Origin of the sequence: Mesorhizobium sp. ESP6-5 (assembly GCF_020164695.1) — a bacterium.
GTDB lineage: Bacteria > Pseudomonadota > Alphaproteobacteria > Rhizobiales > Rhizobiaceae > Mesorhizobium > Mesorhizobium australicum.
In genome coordinates, this window is the sequence record NZ_JAIUGR010000021.1 from 33,286 (window position 1) to 50,557 (window position 17,272).

Annotated in this window: 16 protein-coding genes, 2 tRNA genes and 1 pseudogene; 12 read left to right on the forward strand and 7 right to left on the reverse strand. The window is 63.4% G+C overall.

Going from position 1 to position 17,272, the window contains the following annotated elements; genetic code table 11:
- Positions 1-4: 4 nt before the first annotated feature.
- The 6 genes from LB524_RS27325 to LB524_RS27350 all read left to right on the forward strand — a co-directional run bounded on the left by LB524_RS27325 (position 5) and on the right by LB524_RS27350 (position 6,420).
- Positions 5-1,309, forward strand: a complete 1,305-nt coding sequence (locus LB524_RS27325) for a M23 family metallopeptidase (protein ID WP_224531439.1) — start codon at positions 5-7, stop codon at positions 1,307-1,309.
- Positions 1,310-1,499: 190 nt separating this feature from the next.
- Positions 1,500-2,666, forward strand: a complete 1,167-nt coding sequence (locus LB524_RS27330; protein ID WP_224531441.1) for an ROK family transcriptional regulator — start codon at positions 1,500-1,502, stop codon at positions 2,664-2,666.
- Positions 2,663-3,427, forward strand: a complete 765-nt coding sequence (locus LB524_RS27335) for an ATP-binding cassette domain-containing protein (RefSeq protein WP_015318182.1) — start codon at positions 2,663-2,665, stop codon at positions 3,425-3,427. The genes LB524_RS27330 and LB524_RS27335 overlap by 4 nt, the downstream gene beginning before the upstream one ends.
- Positions 3,428-3,466: 39 nt before the next feature.
- Complete coding sequence (locus tag LB524_RS27340; RefSeq protein WP_015318183.1) at positions 3,467-4,507, forward strand: sugar ABC transporter substrate-binding protein; 1,041 nt, start codon at positions 3,467-3,469, stop codon at positions 4,505-4,507.
- Between the two features lie 116 nt (positions 4,508-4,623).
- Positions 4,624-5,619: an ABC transporter permease gene (locus LB524_RS27345; RefSeq protein ID WP_140617016.1), complete on the forward strand. Its 996-nt coding sequence runs from the start codon at positions 4,624-4,626 to the stop codon at positions 5,617-5,619.
- Positions 5,620-5,649: 30 nt separating this feature from the next.
- Positions 5,650-6,420, forward strand: a complete 771-nt coding sequence (locus LB524_RS27350) for an SDR family NAD(P)-dependent oxidoreductase (protein WP_140720685.1) — start codon at positions 5,650-5,652, stop codon at positions 6,418-6,420.
- 53 nt (positions 6,421-6,473) lie between these two features.
- Here the strand turns inward: LB524_RS27350 and LB524_RS27355 are convergent.
- Positions 6,474-6,549, reverse strand: a tRNA-Val gene (locus LB524_RS27355).
- A 217-nt stretch (positions 6,550-6,766) separates the two neighbouring features.
- Here LB524_RS27355 and LB524_RS27360 point away from each other — a divergent pair.
- Together LB524_RS27360 and LB524_RS27365 are read left to right on the forward strand one after the other, a co-directional pair.
- A tRNA-Asp gene (locus LB524_RS27360) sits at positions 6,767-6,843 on the forward strand.
- A gap of 312 nt (positions 6,844-7,155) precedes the next feature.
- Positions 7,156-7,671: a hypothetical protein gene (locus LB524_RS27365; protein WP_015318186.1), complete on the forward strand. Its 516-nt coding sequence runs from the start codon at positions 7,156-7,158 to the stop codon at positions 7,669-7,671.
- Between the two features lie 70 nt (positions 7,672-7,741).
- On the opposite strand, the gene rbsK is transcribed toward LB524_RS27365, so the two are convergent.
- Genes rbsK through LB524_RS27380 form a run of 3 tightly spaced genes read right to left on the reverse strand, consistent with a single transcriptional unit; the run spans position 7,742 to position 10,205 of the window.
- Positions 7,742-8,671, reverse strand: coding sequence for a ribokinase (rbsK, locus tag LB524_RS27370; RefSeq protein WP_015318187.1), 930 nt, complete (start codon positions 8,669-8,671; stop codon positions 7,742-7,744).
- A gap of 4 nt (positions 8,672-8,675) precedes the next feature.
- Positions 8,676-9,128, reverse strand: coding sequence for an RbsD/FucU family protein (locus LB524_RS27375; protein WP_140617019.1), 453 nt, complete (start codon positions 9,126-9,128; stop codon positions 8,676-8,678).
- A 27-nt stretch (positions 9,129-9,155) separates the two neighbouring features.
- On the reverse strand, positions 9,156-10,205 hold the full coding sequence (locus LB524_RS27380; RefSeq protein ID WP_140717504.1) for an ABC transporter ATP-binding protein: 1,050 nt from the start codon (positions 10,203-10,205) through the stop codon (positions 9,156-9,158).
- A gap of 276 nt (positions 10,206-10,481) precedes the next feature.
- Between LB524_RS27380 and LB524_RS27385 the strand changes: the two genes are divergently transcribed.
- From LB524_RS27385 to LB524_RS27395, 3 genes are all read left to right on the forward strand, one after another.
- Entirely contained in the window at positions 10,482-12,146 is a 1,665-nt protein-coding gene (locus tag LB524_RS27385; protein ID WP_015318190.1) for an ABC transporter substrate-binding protein, read from the forward strand.
- Positions 12,147-12,215: 69 nt separating this feature from the next.
- Positions 12,216-13,337: a carbohydrate ABC transporter permease gene (locus tag LB524_RS27390; RefSeq protein ID WP_140823639.1), complete on the forward strand. Its 1,122-nt coding sequence runs from the start codon at positions 12,216-12,218 to the stop codon at positions 13,335-13,337.
- A 6-nt stretch (positions 13,338-13,343) separates the two neighbouring features.
- Positions 13,344-14,261: a carbohydrate ABC transporter permease gene (locus LB524_RS27395; protein WP_015318192.1), complete on the forward strand. Its 918-nt coding sequence runs from the start codon at positions 13,344-13,346 to the stop codon at positions 14,259-14,261.
- 45 nt (positions 14,262-14,306) lie between these two features.
- Here LB524_RS27395 and LB524_RS27400 read toward each other — a convergent pair whose 3' ends face one another.
- Positions 14,307-15,050 carry a creatininase family protein gene (locus LB524_RS27400; protein ID WP_140617022.1) on the reverse strand — a complete coding sequence of 248 codons (744 nt, stop codon included), beginning with the start codon at positions 15,048-15,050 and terminating at the stop codon, positions 14,307-14,309.
- 3 nt (positions 15,051-15,053) lie between these two features.
- A pseudogene (locus LB524_RS27405) lies at positions 15,054-15,600 on the reverse strand (SIS domain-containing protein).
- Between the two features lie 211 nt (positions 15,601-15,811).
- Here LB524_RS27405 and LB524_RS27410 point away from each other — a divergent pair.
- Positions 15,812-16,834, forward strand: a complete 1,023-nt coding sequence (locus LB524_RS27410; protein ID WP_224531443.1) for an aldo/keto reductase — start codon at positions 15,812-15,814, stop codon at positions 16,832-16,834.
- Positions 16,835-16,920: 86 nt separating this feature from the next.
- Here the strand turns inward: LB524_RS27410 and LB524_RS27415 are convergent, their stop codons facing one another.
- Positions 16,921-17,193, reverse strand: coding sequence for an HU family DNA-binding protein (locus LB524_RS27415; protein ID WP_015318196.1), 273 nt, complete (start codon positions 17,191-17,193; stop codon positions 16,921-16,923).
- Positions 17,194-17,272: the final 79 nt, after the last annotated feature.

A 17,272-nucleotide genomic window follows, 5' to 3' on the forward strand; every position in this document is an offset into this window, starting at 1 on the left:
TCCCGTGAACGCAACCGGTCAGTCCGCAGTCTTCGGCAGGCGCAAGGAACCGCACACGATCATCATCGCCCGGGGCAACGAGATCAGGCACTTCACGATCCGCCCCTGGCTGGCGGCATTCATCGGTTCAGCACTCGCCGCCATTGCCATCGGCTACCTCCTGGCCACATCCTATCTCGTGCTGCGCGACGACCTGATCGGCGCCACCACGGCGCGCCAAGCGCGCATGCAGCAGGCCTACGAGGACCGCATTTCGGCGCTTCGCGCCCAGGTCGACCGCATCACCAGCAGGCAGTTGCTCGACCAGCAACTGATGGAGACCAAAGTCAGCGAATTGCTCGAGCGCCAGACGCAGCTCAGCCAGCGGCATGGCCGTCTCGGCCCACTGCTCGAACGCGCCGAAAGTGACGTTGGAACGGTGCCCGCCGAAGATCCGGCCGCGGCCGCCAAGCCGGACAAGCGCGCCGAGGTGACCGGCGGCATCAGCCAGCCAGCGCGGAATTACGCGATTGCCAGCCTGGGCGCGGATCTCGGCACCGCCGACACAAGGCCCTTCTCCTTGTGGTCGACCCGCACCGATCCGCTGCCCAGCGACTCAGCCGCCGATCGCGCCGACAGGCTGTTCGTCTCGATCAACCAGTCGCTGAAATCCATCGAGAATGAACAGCTCAGCCGCATCAACACGCTCGCGGACAACGCCTACAAAAGCGCCGATGCCATCCAGCAGGCGCTGCAGACGGCCGGATTGCCGGTCGACAGTGATTTCGGCAAGAACGAAAGCGATGTCGGCGGACCGCTGATTCCGCTCGACTCGTCGATGATCTTCGACAGCAAGGTCAAGGAACTGGACGAGGCGCTGGATACGCTCGATCACCTCAAGAAGGAAGCGCGCCGGTTGCCGCTTGCAAACCCTGCCCCTGGCCACTCCGTCACCAGTCCGTTCGGCGTGCGCACCGATCCCATTCTCGGCACGGCCGCGTTGCATTCGGGCATGGATTTCAGGGCGCCGATCGGCATGGCGGCCAAGGTCACCGCGCCCGGCATCGTCACCAAGGCCGGCTGGAATGGCGGCTATGGCCGCATGGTCGAGATCGACCATGGCAATGGCTTTGCCACGCGTTACGGACATCTCAGCGAGATCGACGTGACGGTAGGCGAGAAAGTGGACGCCGGCGCCGTCATCGGCAAGACCGGCAGCAGTGGGCGCTCGACCGGCCCGCATCTGCACTATGAAGTGCGTCACAATGGCGAGGCGATCGATCCGCTGCGCTTCTTGACCGTCGGCAAGAAAGTCGCCCAGTATCTCTAGCAAGATCAACCGCTCGCTTGCTGAATCCGGAGCCGTCGGTCCCGGTCGAGCACACCTCTCCTCGCCATGCGGTATCCCGCACCCCGTAAACCGCCATAGGATCGCGGCTCCAGCTTCCGGATTATTTTTGAATTCCATTTGACTGAATAAATGTTTGATGCGAACCTTACGTCAAGTGGGGGCGCAAGGCATGGCATTGCGGGGGACCAATCAGGAGTTCGGGCGGCCATACAATCGGCGCATCGTGCTTGAGTCCATCCGCCGTCATGGCCCGATCGCACGAGGCGACATCGCCAGGCACGTCGGGCTCACCGTGCAGACCGTGTCGACCATCGTTCGCGAACTGGAGGAACAGGGCTACATCCTGTCCGTGCGCGAAGAGCCGAAGGGACGTGGCCTGCCACCGGCAACGCTGCGCATCAACCCGGAAGGCGGCTATGCCGTCGGCATCCACCTGACGCCGCTTGGAATAGACGCCGCGCTGATCAATCTCAGCGGCGACGTTATCGAGAGTTCACGCCGCGAAGCGTCCAACGCGACGCCCGATCACGCGTTCGACCAGATCGGCGCCATGGTCCGCGACCTCACGGGCAAGCGGCCCGGCGGCCGCGTCATCGGCGTCGGCATGGCGCTTCCCGGCCCGTTCGACGTGGACTCCATGAGCTTTGTCGGCCCGACCACAATGACCGGCTGGAAGCATGTGGCGCTGCGTGAGCGGCTGACCGCCGCGACGGGATTGCCAGCATTCTTCGAGAGCGACATGGCCGCCGCCGCGATGGGCGAGCGGCTCTATGGCATCGGAGCCCGCCATTCCGACTATTACTATATCTATTTCGGCGTCGGGCTTGGCGGCGCGATGATGCATGATGGCAGCGTTCTGCGCGGCGCCTGGGGCAATGCGGGCGAGATCGGCCACATTCCCGTGGTCCCCGATGGCGAGCTTTGCCCCTGCGGCAACCGAGGCTGCCTCGAGCGCTACCTCTCGCTCGAGGCGCGGGGCCGCCGGGCCGGCAGCGACGCCGATTGGGTAGCGCAAGTCGGCCCGATCTTCCGCAACACCATCGCCATCATCGAAAACCTCTTCGATCCAGAGACGGTCGTGCTCGGCGGCCTGGCGGCATCGGAACTGCTCGAGCGCCTGGCGGACGCGGCCGAACCGCTGCACAATTCGGTTTCGGCCCGCGCGGACCGCAAGACGCCGCGCGTCATCGTCGCCAGCGGCGGCCAGCATGCCGTGCTGCGCGGCGCGGCGGCGCTCGCCGTTTCAGGGGTGTTGTCGCCACGCTTCGGGCAGATGTTCGCCGCCGAACGCGAGCGCGGCCGCGACATACTTTCGGGCAGGGAGATTGCCGCATGAGCGAACCCCTGCTGGTGCTCGACAACGTGACCAAGAACTACGGCGCGATCGAAGCGCTGAAGGGGATCAGCTTTTCCATCGGCAAGGGCGAAGTGGTGGCGCTGCTCGGCGACAACGGCGCCGGCAAGTCGACGCTGGTCAAGATCATAGCTGGCGGTCTCGAACCGACCTCCGGCCGCATGCTGTTCGAGGGCAAGGAATTCCTGGCCCGGTCCCCGGCGGAAGCCAAGGCGGCAGGCATCGAGACCGTCTACCAGGACCTATCGCTGTGCACCAATGTCGATGTGGTGGCCAATTTCTTCATGGGCCGCGAGATCACCAGAAAGGTGCTCGGCATTCCGGTGCTCGACGAGCGCGCCATGGAAGCCGTCGTCGGCAAGGCGCTGGCCAGCGCCGGGACCCGCATTCCTTCACTGCGCACCAATGTCGAGCATCTCTCGGGCGGCCAGCGGCAGGCCATCGAGCTGAACCGCTTCGTGCATTGGGGCGGCAAGCTGGTGCTTCTCGACGAGCCGTTCGCCGCACTTGGCGTCGAGCAAACCCGGCGCGGTCTCGAAATGATCCGCCAGGTGGCGAGCCAGGGCATCGGCGTCGTCATCATCACCCATATCATGCAGCAGGCTTTTCAGGTCGCCGACCGGATCGTGGTCATCCGGCAAGGCGTCGTGGCGGGCGATGTCGCCCGCAACAAGACAAGTCCCGATGCGGTGATCAACATGATCACCGGAGAGACGCTTGCCGGTGCCGGACCGGCGGGCTGAGGGACAAAGAGGGGTCCGGCTTAACAGGGAGCCAACGACATGAAGCGAATACTTCTTGCTGTCTTCGGTATCCTGGCACTGGCCTTTGCCACGCTCACGCCGGCATTCGCCCAGTCCAAGGGTATTGTCTACTACATGGTGCCGACATTGCTCGACGAGTTCCAGACCGGCTCGGTGAGCGCGCTGGAGCTGTTCCTGAAACAGACCGGCTACGAGATGAAGACGCTGAACGCCGACAACAAGACCGACGCGCAGCAGTCGCAGATGAACGACGTCATCGCGCTGAAGCCGGCGGCGATCATCCTGGCCGCCGTCGATTTCAATGCGCTGAAACCATCGATCGAGGCCGCGCGCGCCGCCGGCATTCCGGTGGTTGAGTTCGACCGCCAGATCACATCAACACCGTCCGACTTCACGTCGGTCGCGGGCACCGTCGAGATCGGCTACGTCGCCGCCGAGCAGGCCGAAAAGCTTTTGAAAGCCAAGAACGGCTCGGTGAAGGGCAAGGTCCTGCAGGTACTTGGCGATCCCGGCGATCCCTACACGCTCGACATCCAGAAGGGTTTCGAGGAGAAGATGAAGGCGTTCCCGGACGTCAAGATCATCTCGCTGCCGGCCATGCAGTGGGAGGCCAGCAACGCCGGCACCATCGTTGCCGACCAGATGCTGGCCAATCCCGACATCGACCTGATCTTCAGCCATGCCGCACACCTGTCGGTCGCCGCCGTCGCCTCGCTCGAGGCCGCCGGCAAGAAGCCGGGCGACGTCATGCTGATGAGCTCGAACGGCGCACCGGTCGGCCTCGACCTGATCCGCAAGGGCTGGCTCAACGTCGAGGTCGAGCAGCCGCTTTACGCACAGGCCGCCGCCGTCGCCATGTTCATGGACAAGGTCGTCAAGAAGGAAGAGATCAAGCCCGGCGAATACGATGTGCTTGGCCTGAAATCGACCCTCACCAAGGAAGCCTGGGGCCCCAACATCAAGATCCCGGGTGCCGCCATCACCAAGGAAAACGTCGACAACCCGGCTTTCTGGGGCAACCAGAAGCCGCCGACGGATACCGTCAAGCCGGTCGAATAGACAGGCGGCCCGACCGCTCCGGGCCATACCAGGCCCGGAGCCCTGCCCTGCCCGCATGAAACGAGACGCAGGCAACCTGCCGCGGCCTTGATCCCGCACGCCAACCGGATCGACACATGAACCCTCGCACACGCCACGCCCTGGAGTTCGTCCTCGACAACCTCGTCTGGTTCATGCTGCTTTTTGTCCTGGTCGTCTTCTCGCTGTTCATCCCGAACTATTTCCAGCTCGGCATCTTCGCAAACATCATCGAGGCGTCGAGCGTGCTCGGCGTGATGTCGATCGGCCTGGCGCTGGTCATCATTGCCGGGCACATGGACCTGTCGGTCGAATCCGTCGCCGCTCTCAGCGCCATGGCGGTGGGCATCCTGTTTTGTTCCTCGGGCATTGGCCTCGGCGTGCAGTTGCACCCGGGATGGCTGATGGTTCCGGTCTCGCTGCTGCTGGCGCTGGCCGTCGGCGGCCTCATCGGCGCCTTCAACGGCTATCTCGTGGTCAAGGTCAAGATGAGCGCCTTTATCATCACGCTCGCCTCCTACATCTGGGTGCGCGGCCTGGTGCTGGTCATTTCGGGCGGCCGCTCGGCGCAGGATCTGGCACCCGCCATCCGCTGGTTCGGCATCCAGCGCCTGATCGGTCTGCCGCTTACCGCCTGGATCGCGGTGGCCTGTTTCGTCGTGTTCTCGCTGATCATGGCCAAGACCCCGTTCGGCAGGCACCTGGTGATGATCGGCGGCAATGAAACCGCGACCTTCCGTGCCGGCATCCGGGTGAACCGCAACCTGATCATCGCCTTCGTACTCGCCGGCGCCATCGCAGGGCTGGCCGGCTGGCTGCTGGCGATCCGCACCTCGGGCGCCACCGCCAATCTGGGCGTCGGCCTTCTGTTCAACGCCTTCGCGGCCGTGGTTATCGGCGGCGTCAGCCTGAAGGGCGGCGTCGGCACCTTGCCCGGCGTGTACGCCGGCGTGCTCCTGCTTTCGGCCATCAACACGGCGATTAACCTGATGGGCCTGCCCGCCAACTTCACCCAGGTCATCCATGGCCTGCTGGTGCTGGCGGCCGTGCTGCTCGATGCATTCAAGCAAACCATTCGCCAAAGATTGGCGTGAGACGGGGATTGGCGTGACAGGACGGCTCGCATGACAGGACGACTGGAAGGCAAGGTGGCGCTGATCGTCGGCGGCGCGCGCGGCATCGGCAAGGGCATCGCGCTGCGCTTCGCCGAGGAAGGTGCAAGGCTGGTGCTCGCCGACTCCGAGACCGAGGCCGGGCGGGCAAGTGCGGATGAGCTTGGCGTCCCCTTCATCCGCACCGACATCTCGCAAATGAGCGACGCCGAGGCCGCCGTGGCGCTTTCGCTGAAACACCATGGCCGCCTCGACGTCATCGTCCAGAATGCCGGCATCTATCCCTGGCAGTTGATCGAGAACACCAGCGCCGACGACTGGGACCGCGTCATGGCGGTCAATTTGCGCGGCACCTTCAACGCCAGCCGCGCGGCCCTGGTGCCGATGAAGGCGCAGCGCTTTGGCCGCATGCTCTACACCTCCTCCATCACCGGCCCGCATGTCACCAGCCCCGGCCATGGCCACTATTCGGCGACGAAAGCAGGCATCAACGGCTTCATTCGCGCCGCAGCGCTGGAATTCTCCGGCTACGGCATCACCGTCAACGGCGTCGAACCCGGCAATATCCTCACCGAAGCCATCCAGGAGCATCGCGGCGCCGCCTATATCAAGAACATGGAAGATTCGATCCCGCTCGGCCGGCTCGGCAGCCCACGCGACGTGGCCAACGCCTTCCTGTTCCTCGCCTCGGACGACGCCAGCTACATCACCGGCACGACCATTGTCGTCGATGGCGGACAGTTGCTGCCCGAGGGGAAGGATTTCCGTATGGTGCCGCCGTGATACCGCGACGCGCCAGCGGCCGGCTCTCAGCTGACTTGAAATGTGAGTTTGAATGGTGGGCGATGACGGGCTCGAACCGCCGACATCTTCGGTGTAAACGAAGCGCTCTACCAACTGAGCTAATCGCCCGCTCCGGGCCGGACCTTTAAGCGGTCGGGACCTGCTTCGCAAGGCCAAATGAGTGCGGGATGCCCTGTTCGCAGGCCGGATTTGCGAACAAAATGCCGGCTGTCAAAAAACCTTCTCCTGTTTGGCGTTATGATGGTTTGGTGCGCTTGACACCCGGTAGCGAACCCCTTATCCAGCGCCCCAACGACGAACACGGCTGACACGTGCTCGTCAATGCGCGGGTGTAGCTCAGTTGGTTAGAGTGCCGGCCTGTCACGCCGGAGGTCGCGGGTTCGAGCCCCGTCACTCGCGCCATTTCCCCTCAAGGATGATGATCCTTGGCTCCGGGGAAATGCCGACAAAATTGTCAAAGATCTCTCCAGGAACAGCGTCCGAAGACCTTCTTCGGCCCGGTTCTTCTCGGCTCCAAAATCACTCTTGCATGAGCGATGCCTTGGAATCCACGACGCGATTCGTGTGGGTCGCCAAGCAACGGACGAAGAGGCCCTGCGGACAGCGGACGACTTGGTCATTGCGAATCTGCTTGCGCAATCGCCCACAAAACGCTCGATTCATGCCGCAGGCAGCCAGATTGCAGTATGCTGCCGGAATGGCATGGAGGACGTAATGTCAATTGCACCGAACATTTCCACGCGCACGATATTCACGCTGATTTGCCTGGGTGGCGCGACGACGGCCGCATCCGTCCTTTTTCCCGCCGCCGCGTCGGCCGACCGGCTGCAGCGATGCGCTCGCGAGGGTGAGATCTGCCGCCTGCCCTATCCCGCCGAGGTCGTCTACGGCGCCAGGGGCCGCACGACCTCGCGTTACATCGAGCGCAACGCGGTACCCTGTTCGAACCGCGTTTTCGGCGATCCCGCGCCGGGCAAGGAAAAGTTCTGCTTCATCGTGAAGCGCGACCGTGACGAGTCGAACGACGACTACGATCAGCCACGCCGCGAGAAGTGGGCGGTCTGCGCCGAGGAAGGCGAATTCTGCGATTTCTATGGCCGCAAGGTGGTCAGGTATGGCGCCCGCGGCCGGTTCACGCAGGACGTGTTCCGCAATGGCGTCCAATGCGACAACGATGCATTCGGCGATCCCGCTCCCGACCAGGGAAAGCGCTGCTACGTCATGCAGTAGCTTCTCAACGCCCACTGACCCGGAGGCCAGAACGGTCTGGGCTCCGGGACCCCGCGAACCCTGAGCAGCCTCAGCGCTTGGCCAGCAACGCCTCGACCTCCTGCGATGTCGGCATAGACGGTGCCGTGCCTGGACGGGTCACCGAAATGCCGGCCACGGCGCAGGCGAAGCGCACCGCCTCCAGCGGCTCCACGCCGCGCGAAAGTGCTGCGGCCAAGCCGCCGTTGAAGGCGTCCCCCGCGCCGGTGGTTTCGACGACAGGGCCGGCACTGATGGCGGAAACATGCTCGGAGCGATCCTTCGTGTGCAGGAGCGCGCCCTTTTCGCCCAGCGTGACGATGACCGTGCCGACGCCCTTTTCGAGCAGCTTGCCGGCGGCGGCACGAGCCTCCTCGACCGAAGAAACTTTCAGCCCGGTCAACTCCTCCGTCTCTGTCTCGTTCGGTGTAAGATAGTCGCAGAGCGCGTAGATGCGGTCGGGTAGCTTTGCCGCCGGTGCCGGGTTGAGGATGGTCGTCACCCCGGCCCCGCGTGCGATCTCCAATGCCCGCAGCGCGGCATCGATCGGCTGTTCGAGCTGCGTCACGAAAACACCGGCACCCCTGATAAGGTCGGCATTGGCTTCGATGTCCTCGGGCGTGATCAGCATGGCAGCGCCGGGGCTGACGATGATGGCGTTGTTGCCGCTCCCCTCCTCGACGAAGATGTAGGCGGCACCGGTGTAGCTGTCCGGCGTGTCGATGGCGGCGCTCTTCACGCCGGCATCCTTCCAGGTCCGCTTGGCCATGTCGGCGAAGGCATCGACACCGAGGCGGGTCAGGAACGCGACGTCGGCCCCCAGCTTGCCAGCGGCCACGGCCTGGTTCGACCCCTTGCCGCCTGGCCCCAGCTTGAAGGAATTGCCAAGGATCGTTTCGCCCATGCGCGGCTGGCGCTGGGCCCTGTAGGCCGTGTCGGCGACAAACACACCGAGGATGACGACCGGCTTGCCCGAGGCCATGCCGCTACTCCGCATCCGGCGGCACGACGCCCTTGCGGAAGGCAAAGCAGCCGTAGAAGCGGCGTTCGCCGGTCTGGATGACGCAATAGGCCTGCTTGGCGCGCTCGTAGAAGGCGTAACGCTCGACCGGCACCATCGGCCAGGACTTGCCCTCCGCGGCGTCGATCTCTTTCTGCACTTCCTTCTGCACGGCTGGGATCTCGTCCGGCTTTCCGACGATCTCCATTCGGGCGGCGGAATCATCGACGAAGGTGTCCAGCGGGTAGAGCGACAGCACCGCCTTGACCACTTGCGCCGCCGGCGCATCGATGCGGAGCACCCGACCGAGCGCCGTCTGGCGCGCCACCGAATCGGACGGGAAGTTGGTGTCGGCGATGATCAGGTCGTCGCCATGCCCCATCGCCCGCAATGCCTGGAGCACGTCGGCATTGAGCAACGGATCGATCCCTTTGAGCATGATGGTCCTCGTGGAGTGCGTTTGAGATCAGAGACGCTTGCCGGTCTCGGCGTCGAACAGATGGATATGGTCGAGCCTTGGCCGGAGCTTCAGCGTATCGCCGGGCTTGAAGTCATGGCGCTCGCGAAACAGCGCCACCATCTCGCCGTCGCCGAAGCGGAGGAACACCAGGGTTTCCGAGCCGGTCGGCTCGACCACGGAAATCTTCGCCGGCACGCCTTCGGGATGGATTTCGAGATGTTCGGGGCGCACACCATAGACGACGGAGCGCCCTTCCTCGACGGTGTTGTTCGGAGCGACCGGGAATAGCGTTCCGGCAATCTCGACGCCGCCCTTGCGCCCGGTACCCTTGAGCAGGTTCATCGACGGCGAGCCGATGAAGCCGGCAACGAAAAGGTTCGCCGGCCGGTCGAAAAGCTCCAGCGGCGCGCCGACCTGTTCGATGCGGCCATCGCGCATGACGACGATCTTGTCGGCCATCGTCATGGCTTCGATCTGATCGTGGGTGACATAGATGGTGGTGGTCTTCAGCCGCTGGTGCAGTTCCTTGATCTCGGTGCGCATCTGGACGCGCAGCTTGGCGTCGAGATTCGAAAGCGGCTCGTCGAACAGGAATACCTGCGGATTGCGCACGATGGCGCGCCCCATGGCGACGCGCTGACGCTGGCCGCCGGAAAGCTGGCGCGGGTAGCGCTTCAGATAGGGGCTGAGGTCAAGGATGTCGGCGGCGCGCTTGACCCGCTCGGCAACCACGGCCGGATCGGTCTTGCGCAGCTTGAGGGCGAAGGCCATGTTCTGCTCGACCGTCTTGTGCGGGTAGAGCGCATAGTTCTGGAACACCATGGCGATGTCGCGTTTTGCGGGCGGCAGGTGATTGACGACACGGTCACCGATGGCGATGGTGCCGCCGGAGACGGTCTCCAGCCCCGCCACCATCCTGAGCAGCGTGGACTTTCCGCAACCGGACGGGCCGACAAGCACGACGAACTGGCCATCGGCAATGTCGACGCTGACTTCGTGCAGAACCTTGACGGTTCCAAACGCCTTGGCCACATTGCTGATCGCGACTTGAGCCATCGTTCCCCCATCGGCTCCACTGGCCGCAGGCGCAGAAGCTAACCAACGCGACCGGTCAGGGCAAGTCGGTCTCTTATAGATAAAAACCCGTCCTCGTTGACACGGCGTTTGGTTGTGAGAATAGTGACGAGCGCCAATCCGAACGCTGGTACTCTACCCGAAAAAACGGAACGCGAAGCGACGCAGGTCGGGGTCCTGATTTCGCTTCTAAAAGGCCAGCGCCCGGCACGATTGGCACTTTCGATTCACGACTAACGTTCTGGGAGGAAATAGTCCATGCGAGTAGGTCTTTACGACAAACTGGTACGTGCCGGCGCCACAAGGCGCGACATATTGAAGGGCGCGGCCTCGATGGCCGCGATCGCCGCCGCATCCGGCGCCGGACTTGGCGCGCTGACGCGCCCGGCTTCCGCCGCAAGCGAACTGCGCTCGAAAATCCTGCAGATCCCCGGGGTTGGCAAAGGCCAGCCGACAGACGCCGACTTCCAGAAGGTCGGCGAGCTTTGCCTGGAGGCGACCAAGGCCAATGTCAAGGAAGGCGAGTTCGCCGGCGTCGAGCTCACCTTCATGGGCCTCAACAACCAGAACCTGCACAATGTGCTGTTCCGTGGTTTCCTGAAGCCATGGGAGACCTATACCGGCGCCAAGATCAGCTGGATCGACCTGGCGCAGGCCGACTACAACGCCCGCCTGCAGCAGTCGATCGCCACCGGCACCGTCGACTTCGACATTATCGAGATGGGCGCGCCGTTCGAGGGCGACGTCTGCGGCAAAGGCCTGACTTCGGAGATGCCCGACTGGGTCAAGAAGCAGATCGACTTCGACGATCTCGTCAACTACCTCAAGCCGCCCGTCGGCACGTGGGATGGCAAGCAGTACCGGGTCACCATCGACGGCGACGCGCACAATTTCAACTACCGCACCGACGTGTTTGCCGATGCCGACCTCGCCAAGCAGTGGAAGGATGGCGGGGCGACGAGCGAATGGGGCGTGCCTAAGACCTGGCAAGAGGTTCAGGCCGTGACCAAGTTCCTGAAAGGCAAGAAGTTCAAGGGCCAGGATGTCTACGGCTACCTCGACGCGCCCAAGCCCTGGGGCGGGTTCGGCTTCTACTTCCTAGGCAGCCGTGCCACCGCCTACGCCAAGCATCCCGACGACAAGGCCTGGCTGTTCGACGCCGACACGATGAAGCCACGCATCAACAATCCGGCCTGGGTACGCGCCATCCAGGACGTCATCGACGCCCTGCCGTCGGAGCCGGCCGACCAGATCAATGCCGACCCGAACACCACCGCCTTCCAGCAGTTCCTGGCCGGCACCGGCTCGATGATCCCCTGGTGGGGCGACGTCGGCTCGAACGTCAAGACCAATGACAGCTCGGTCATCGGCGATGTCACCGGCTTCTCGATCCTGCCGGGCTCCGACGATGTCTACAACTCCAAGACCGGCAAGTGGGAGAAGCTCGCCAGCGGCCCGAACTATTCTCCCAACTGCGCCTATCTCGGCTGGGGCGTCTATGTCATGGCCCGCGTCGATAGCGACGAAAAGAAGAAGAAGGCGGCATGGTCGGCCGCCGCCCATCTCGGCGGCAAGGACCTGTCGATCTGGACGGCGATGTATCCGTCGGGCTTCCAGCCCTACCGCAATTCGCACTTCGACATTCCGGAGTGGGTGGCGGCCGGCTACGACGAGGCGTTCATCACCTCATACCTGAAGTCGGAAGGCGACAGCTACAACCATCCCAACGCGGCGATCGAGCCGCGCATCCCCGGCATCTTCCAGTATTACAGCGCCGCCGAGGATATCCTGGCCAACACCTTCGCCGGCAAGATGAAGGCGCAGGAAGGCGCCGATGCCATCGCAGCCGCCTGGGAGAAGCTGACCGACCAGATTGGCCGCGACAAGCAGATCAAGCTCTACAAGGCCTCGCTCGGCATGTAGGCTGCCCTGTGAACCGTGGTCCGGCGGCAACGCCGGGCCACAGCCTTCCCTTCCAAACGGGCGAGATTTGTGACTGACCAGACTTCGACCGCGACCCGGTGGCCGGCAGACGCCGCCCCCTATGATCTGATCCCGCCGGGCCGCAGGCGTCTGGGCTGGGCGCTGATGGCGATTGCCACGCTCGGCCTGCTGGCAACGATCGTGGTGCAGATCCTCTACAAGACCGAGGTCGATACGATCGGCTTCGAGACATGGCGGCCCGTGGTCTACGCCTATGTGCTGTGGGGTGTGGCGATCGGCATCGGCCAGGTTCTGACACGCGGCGAGGACGGCCAGCGCGCGCTGTTCCTGCTGCCGGCCCTTTTGTTCACCATTGCGATGGTGATCTTCCCGACCCTGTTCGGCTTCTACATCGCGCTGACCGATTGGAACCTCTCCTCCTTCAGCGGCCGCAGGTTCAACGGGCTCGACAACTTCTGGCAGATGCTCGCCGACCCCTACTACCGCAACGCCCTGTTCAACATGGTGCTCTATGTGCTGGCGGTGCTGGTCGAATATGTCATCGCCTTTGGCCTGGCACTGCTCCTCAACGCGCAGATCCGGGCTCGAAAGTTCTTCCGGGTGGTGTTCCTGATGCCGCTCATGCTGTCGCCGGTCGCGGTGTCGTGGATGATCGGCAAGTCGCTGATGGAATACCGCTTTGGACCCGCTGCCACGCTGGCGCGCCATCTCGGCTGGGAAGACCCGGCCTTCTTCTCGAACCCGATCACCGCCCGCATCTCGATCATGCTGCTGGACGCCTGGACCTTCATTCCGTTCATGATGATCATGCTGCTGGCGGGGCTGCAGGCGATGTCGCGTGAGGTGCTGGAGGCGGCACGGGTCGACGGCGCCACGGCCTGGCAAACCTTCTGGCAGGTCACTTTCCCGCTGATGCTGCCGGTGTCGGTGACGGCGGTGATCCTGCGCATCATCTTCAAGCTGAAGCTTGCCGACATCATCATCACGGTCACCTCGGGCGGTCCAGGCGGCGCCACCGATTCGGTCTCGAGCTTCATCTACCGCGAGTACCGCGACCGCTCGAATGTTGGCTATGGCACCATGCTGGCGATGGCCTATCTCGTCATCATCGTGGTGTTCGTGACCTGGCTGTTGAAGTTCGCCAGCCGTTTCGTGCGCAATGTGAATTAGGTAGAGATGAGCGTTCAGACCACCGACTACGTCGCATCCGAAATCCGCTCGCCGGCGAGCTTCCTCGCCAGCCGCGTCTTCATCTATGGTGCGCTCGCCTGCTGGGGCTTCATCTGCCTGTTTCCGATCTATTGGACCATCACCACATCCTTCAAGACGGCGGTGGATGTCACCCAGGGCCACCTGATCCCGTTCGTCGACTTCCAGCCGGATTGGAAAGGCTGGCGATCGCTCGGCCTGTCGCCGGACTCGATCTTGCAGACATCGACGGTGCGCGACGAATTCCTCAAGCGCTTCATGAATTCCGTCATCACCTCGGTTGGCGCGTCGAGCCTGGCGATCATCATCGGCAGCCTCGCCGCCTATGGCCTGACCCGCTACCGCTACCATTTCGCCTGGTTCAAGAACGAGGACATCTCCTTCTTCTTCCTGTCGCAGCTCATCCTGCCGCCGGTGGTGCTGGCCCTGCCCTTCCTGGTGCTCTACCGTGAAGTCGGATTGCTCGATACCCGCGTCGGACTGATCCTGCTCTACACGCTGATGGTGCTGCCGATCGTCATCTGGATCATGCGCGACCAGTTCAATTCCATCCCCGTCGAACTCGAGGAAGCAGCCCTCGTCGACGGCCTGTCGATCTGGGGCGCCTTTTTCCGTATCGTCATGCCGATCGCGCTGCCGGGCATGGTGGCCGCCTTCATCCTGGCGATGGTGCTGTGCTGGAACGAGTACTTCTTCGCCGCCCTTTTGACCTCGACGGACGCCAAGACTATTCCCGTCATGGTCGCCAGCCAGACGGGCTCGCAAGGCATCAACTGGTGGTCGATGGCGGCGCTTGCCACGGCCGCGATCGCGCCGCTTGCCGTCATCGGCATCGCCCTGGAGCGCTACCTGATCATGGGCATGACCGCTGGCGCGGTGAAGTGACCGGGCGTCTTCACCTCCCCTCGGTCGGAGAAAGGTCGCGCTAATCTAAGCCTTCAGGATCGCGCGCAGATGATCCATGATCATGGCGACGCCCTTCTGTCCAAGTGCTGCCGAGGCTTCCGCCGCAGTTGCCGTATACCAGCTTTTGTTGTCCGCGAAATGCGCGGCGTCCACCGCTTCCGGGCATAGCGCCAGCATCAGCGATGTCTCGCCGATGCCGGCATGGTCGAACGGATATTTGCCGTTCATGGCGGTCGGCATCAGCGGGTGCACCTGCACCCAGTTGAAGAAGTTTTCGCCCTCGGCATGTCCGGCATAATAGTCGGCCATCGTCTCTGAACCCCACCAGCCCTCGCCACGCTGCTTCTCGAGGAAGCGGAAGATCGCCTGTCTGCCTGCGGTCTTGAAGGCGAGATCCGTCGGCATGCCGGCGGCGAAATTCTCGGTCTGGTGATGAATGATGGCGTGGATGTTGCGAAACCCAATGCGCAGCAGGCTGTAGAACAGCGCCTCGCCGAATGGCGCCAGTTGATTGCCGCCGACCTGGACGGAGCCGCTGCCTTCCGGCGGTGCCACCGCGTAACTCGCCGCGCCATAGTAGAAGGGCGGCAGGATGACGACATCGCTCTCTTTTTCGAACAGCTCCAGCGTCTTGATGACTGCCAGCGTATCCATGCCGACGGCCATGTGCTCGCCATGGTATTCCAGCACGCCGAGCGGCAGCGCGACCGGCCAATTCTGGGCGATTGCCTTTCGGATCTGGTGCGGCAGCATCAGTTCATAGCGCATGATCTATTCCATGTTGGTGTGGCGGGCGCGCATGGCTTCCGGCGACGCCGCGGTCATCTCCCTGAGTTTCAGCACCATGATCTCGAACAGCACGAACAACGCGCCCTCGAACACCGAGCCCATCGGCAGCACCGACGTCTTTTGCGGCCCCTGGTCGTCGGCCATGGTTCTGCGCCGGGATCAGCAGCGTCAAATCGGCCAGCCCTGCGGCGCTGCCGCCTGCCTGGGCGGTCAGGAGCAGGACGGTGGCGCCTGCCTCGCGCGCGATGCGCATCAGGGTGAGTACGGTCGAGGTTTCGCCGGGTCCGGAACTGACAAGCAGGACATCGCCCTGCCCTACAGGCGGGGTGGTCATGTCGCCGACGACCGAAACCGGCAGGCCCAGATGATAGAGCCGCATGGCGAAGCCCTTCACCTGCAAGGCCTCGCGGCCGCAGCCATAGACGACGATCTGTCTGGCACCGACCAGCATCCCACAGGCGGCGTCGATCCGATCGCCATCGACGCGCGCCAGCACCGCGCCAAGCTCGTCGAGCGCAGTCTTGAACATCTCCGAGCTGGAGTTGCTCACGGTCGCGCCGCCTGCGCGCCGGCAATCGAATTGGATTGGCAATTCCTGATCACGCTTTTCCCCGGAACAGCTTGATTTCGTTCATGCTAGCAACCGGGAAAATGCGTGTCCAACGCTCAGCGGCGCTTTTGCCAAGCCACGAGCGTGATAGTGTCATGTCAGACAAATCAATCCGGGAAAATTTCAAGACATGAAGACACGGCATTTCGACCGCATCGGCAATGGCGGCATCACCTTCACGGAGCTGGGTTTCGGTACGGCGCCGCTCGGCAATCTTTACCGCGCCGTCTCCGACGAGGACGCCAATGCGACGCTGGAGGCCGCCTGGGCGACCGGCTGCCGCTACTATGACACCGCGCCCCTCTACGGGCTCGGCCTGTCGGAAACGCGTCTCAACCCGTTCCTGCGCTCCAGGAAGCGCGACGACTACGTGCTGTCGAGCAAGGTCGGCCGCATCATGCGCGCCTGCCCGCCAGAAGAGCGCACCGGCATCGGCAAGTTCTTCGACACGCCGTCGCGCAAGGAGGTCTACGATTACAGCTATGACGGCGTCATGCGCTCGTTCGAGGCCTCGCTGGAGCGGCTTGGCGTCGACCGCATCGATATCCTGTTCGTGCACGATGTCGATATCTTCACCCACGGCAGCAAGGAGGCGTCCGACCGGCGCATCGAGGAGTTCATGCGCTCGGGCTATTATGGCCTGCTCGCCTTGCGCGACCAGGGCGTCATCAAGGCGTTCGGTGGCGGCATCAACGAATGGCAGGTGGCCCAGACCCTGGCCGAGCGCGGCGATTTCGACCTGTTCCTGCTTGCCGGGCGCTATACGCTGCTGGAACAGGAGGCGCTGACATCGTTCCTGCCGCTTTGCCAGAAACGCTGCATCGGCATCGTTCTCGGCGGCCCGTACAATTCCGGCATCCTGGCCACCGGACCGAAGCCCGGCGCTTACTACAATTATTCCGAGGCGCCGCAGGATGTGCTCGATCGCGTGGCGCGCATCGAGGCCGTCTGCAAGCGCCATGGGGTCAGGTTGATCGAAGCCGCCCTGCAGTTCCCGCTGTTGCACCCGTCGGTGGTTTCGGTCATCCCCGGCGGTCAGCGGCCTGAAGAGGTCGAGAGCAACCGCTCGCTGCTGGACGCGAAACTCCCTGCAGCGCTCTGGGCCGACCTCAAGAACGAAGGCCTCATGCGCGCCGACGCCCCGACAGCTTGAGGAGCTACCGTCCGGCCCAATACGCCGAAAAAAGAAAAGCCGGGCAAGCCCGGCTTTTCTGGTTTTTTCAAAAATAAAAAACGCGCTTAGTTGACGGCGTCCTTGAGACCTTTGCCGGCCGAGAACTTCGGCACGGTGCGCGCCGGGATCTTCACTTCGGCGCCGGTCTGCGGGTTGCGGCCGGTGGATGCGGCGCGCTTTGACACGGTGAAATTGCCAAAGCCGACAAGCCGGACATCGCCGCCCTTCTTCAGTTCGCCGGAGATGACAGAAAACACTGCATCGACCGCAGACTGCGCGTCACCCTTCGAAATGCTCGCGGCGTCGGCGACAGCGGACACCAGTTCGTTCTTGTTCATAAAAATTCCCTTCCATGAGAACACCGGAACTCACGACTCATCCGGCAGGAAACGGACTTTAGAAAGAAGCGTTCCCGCA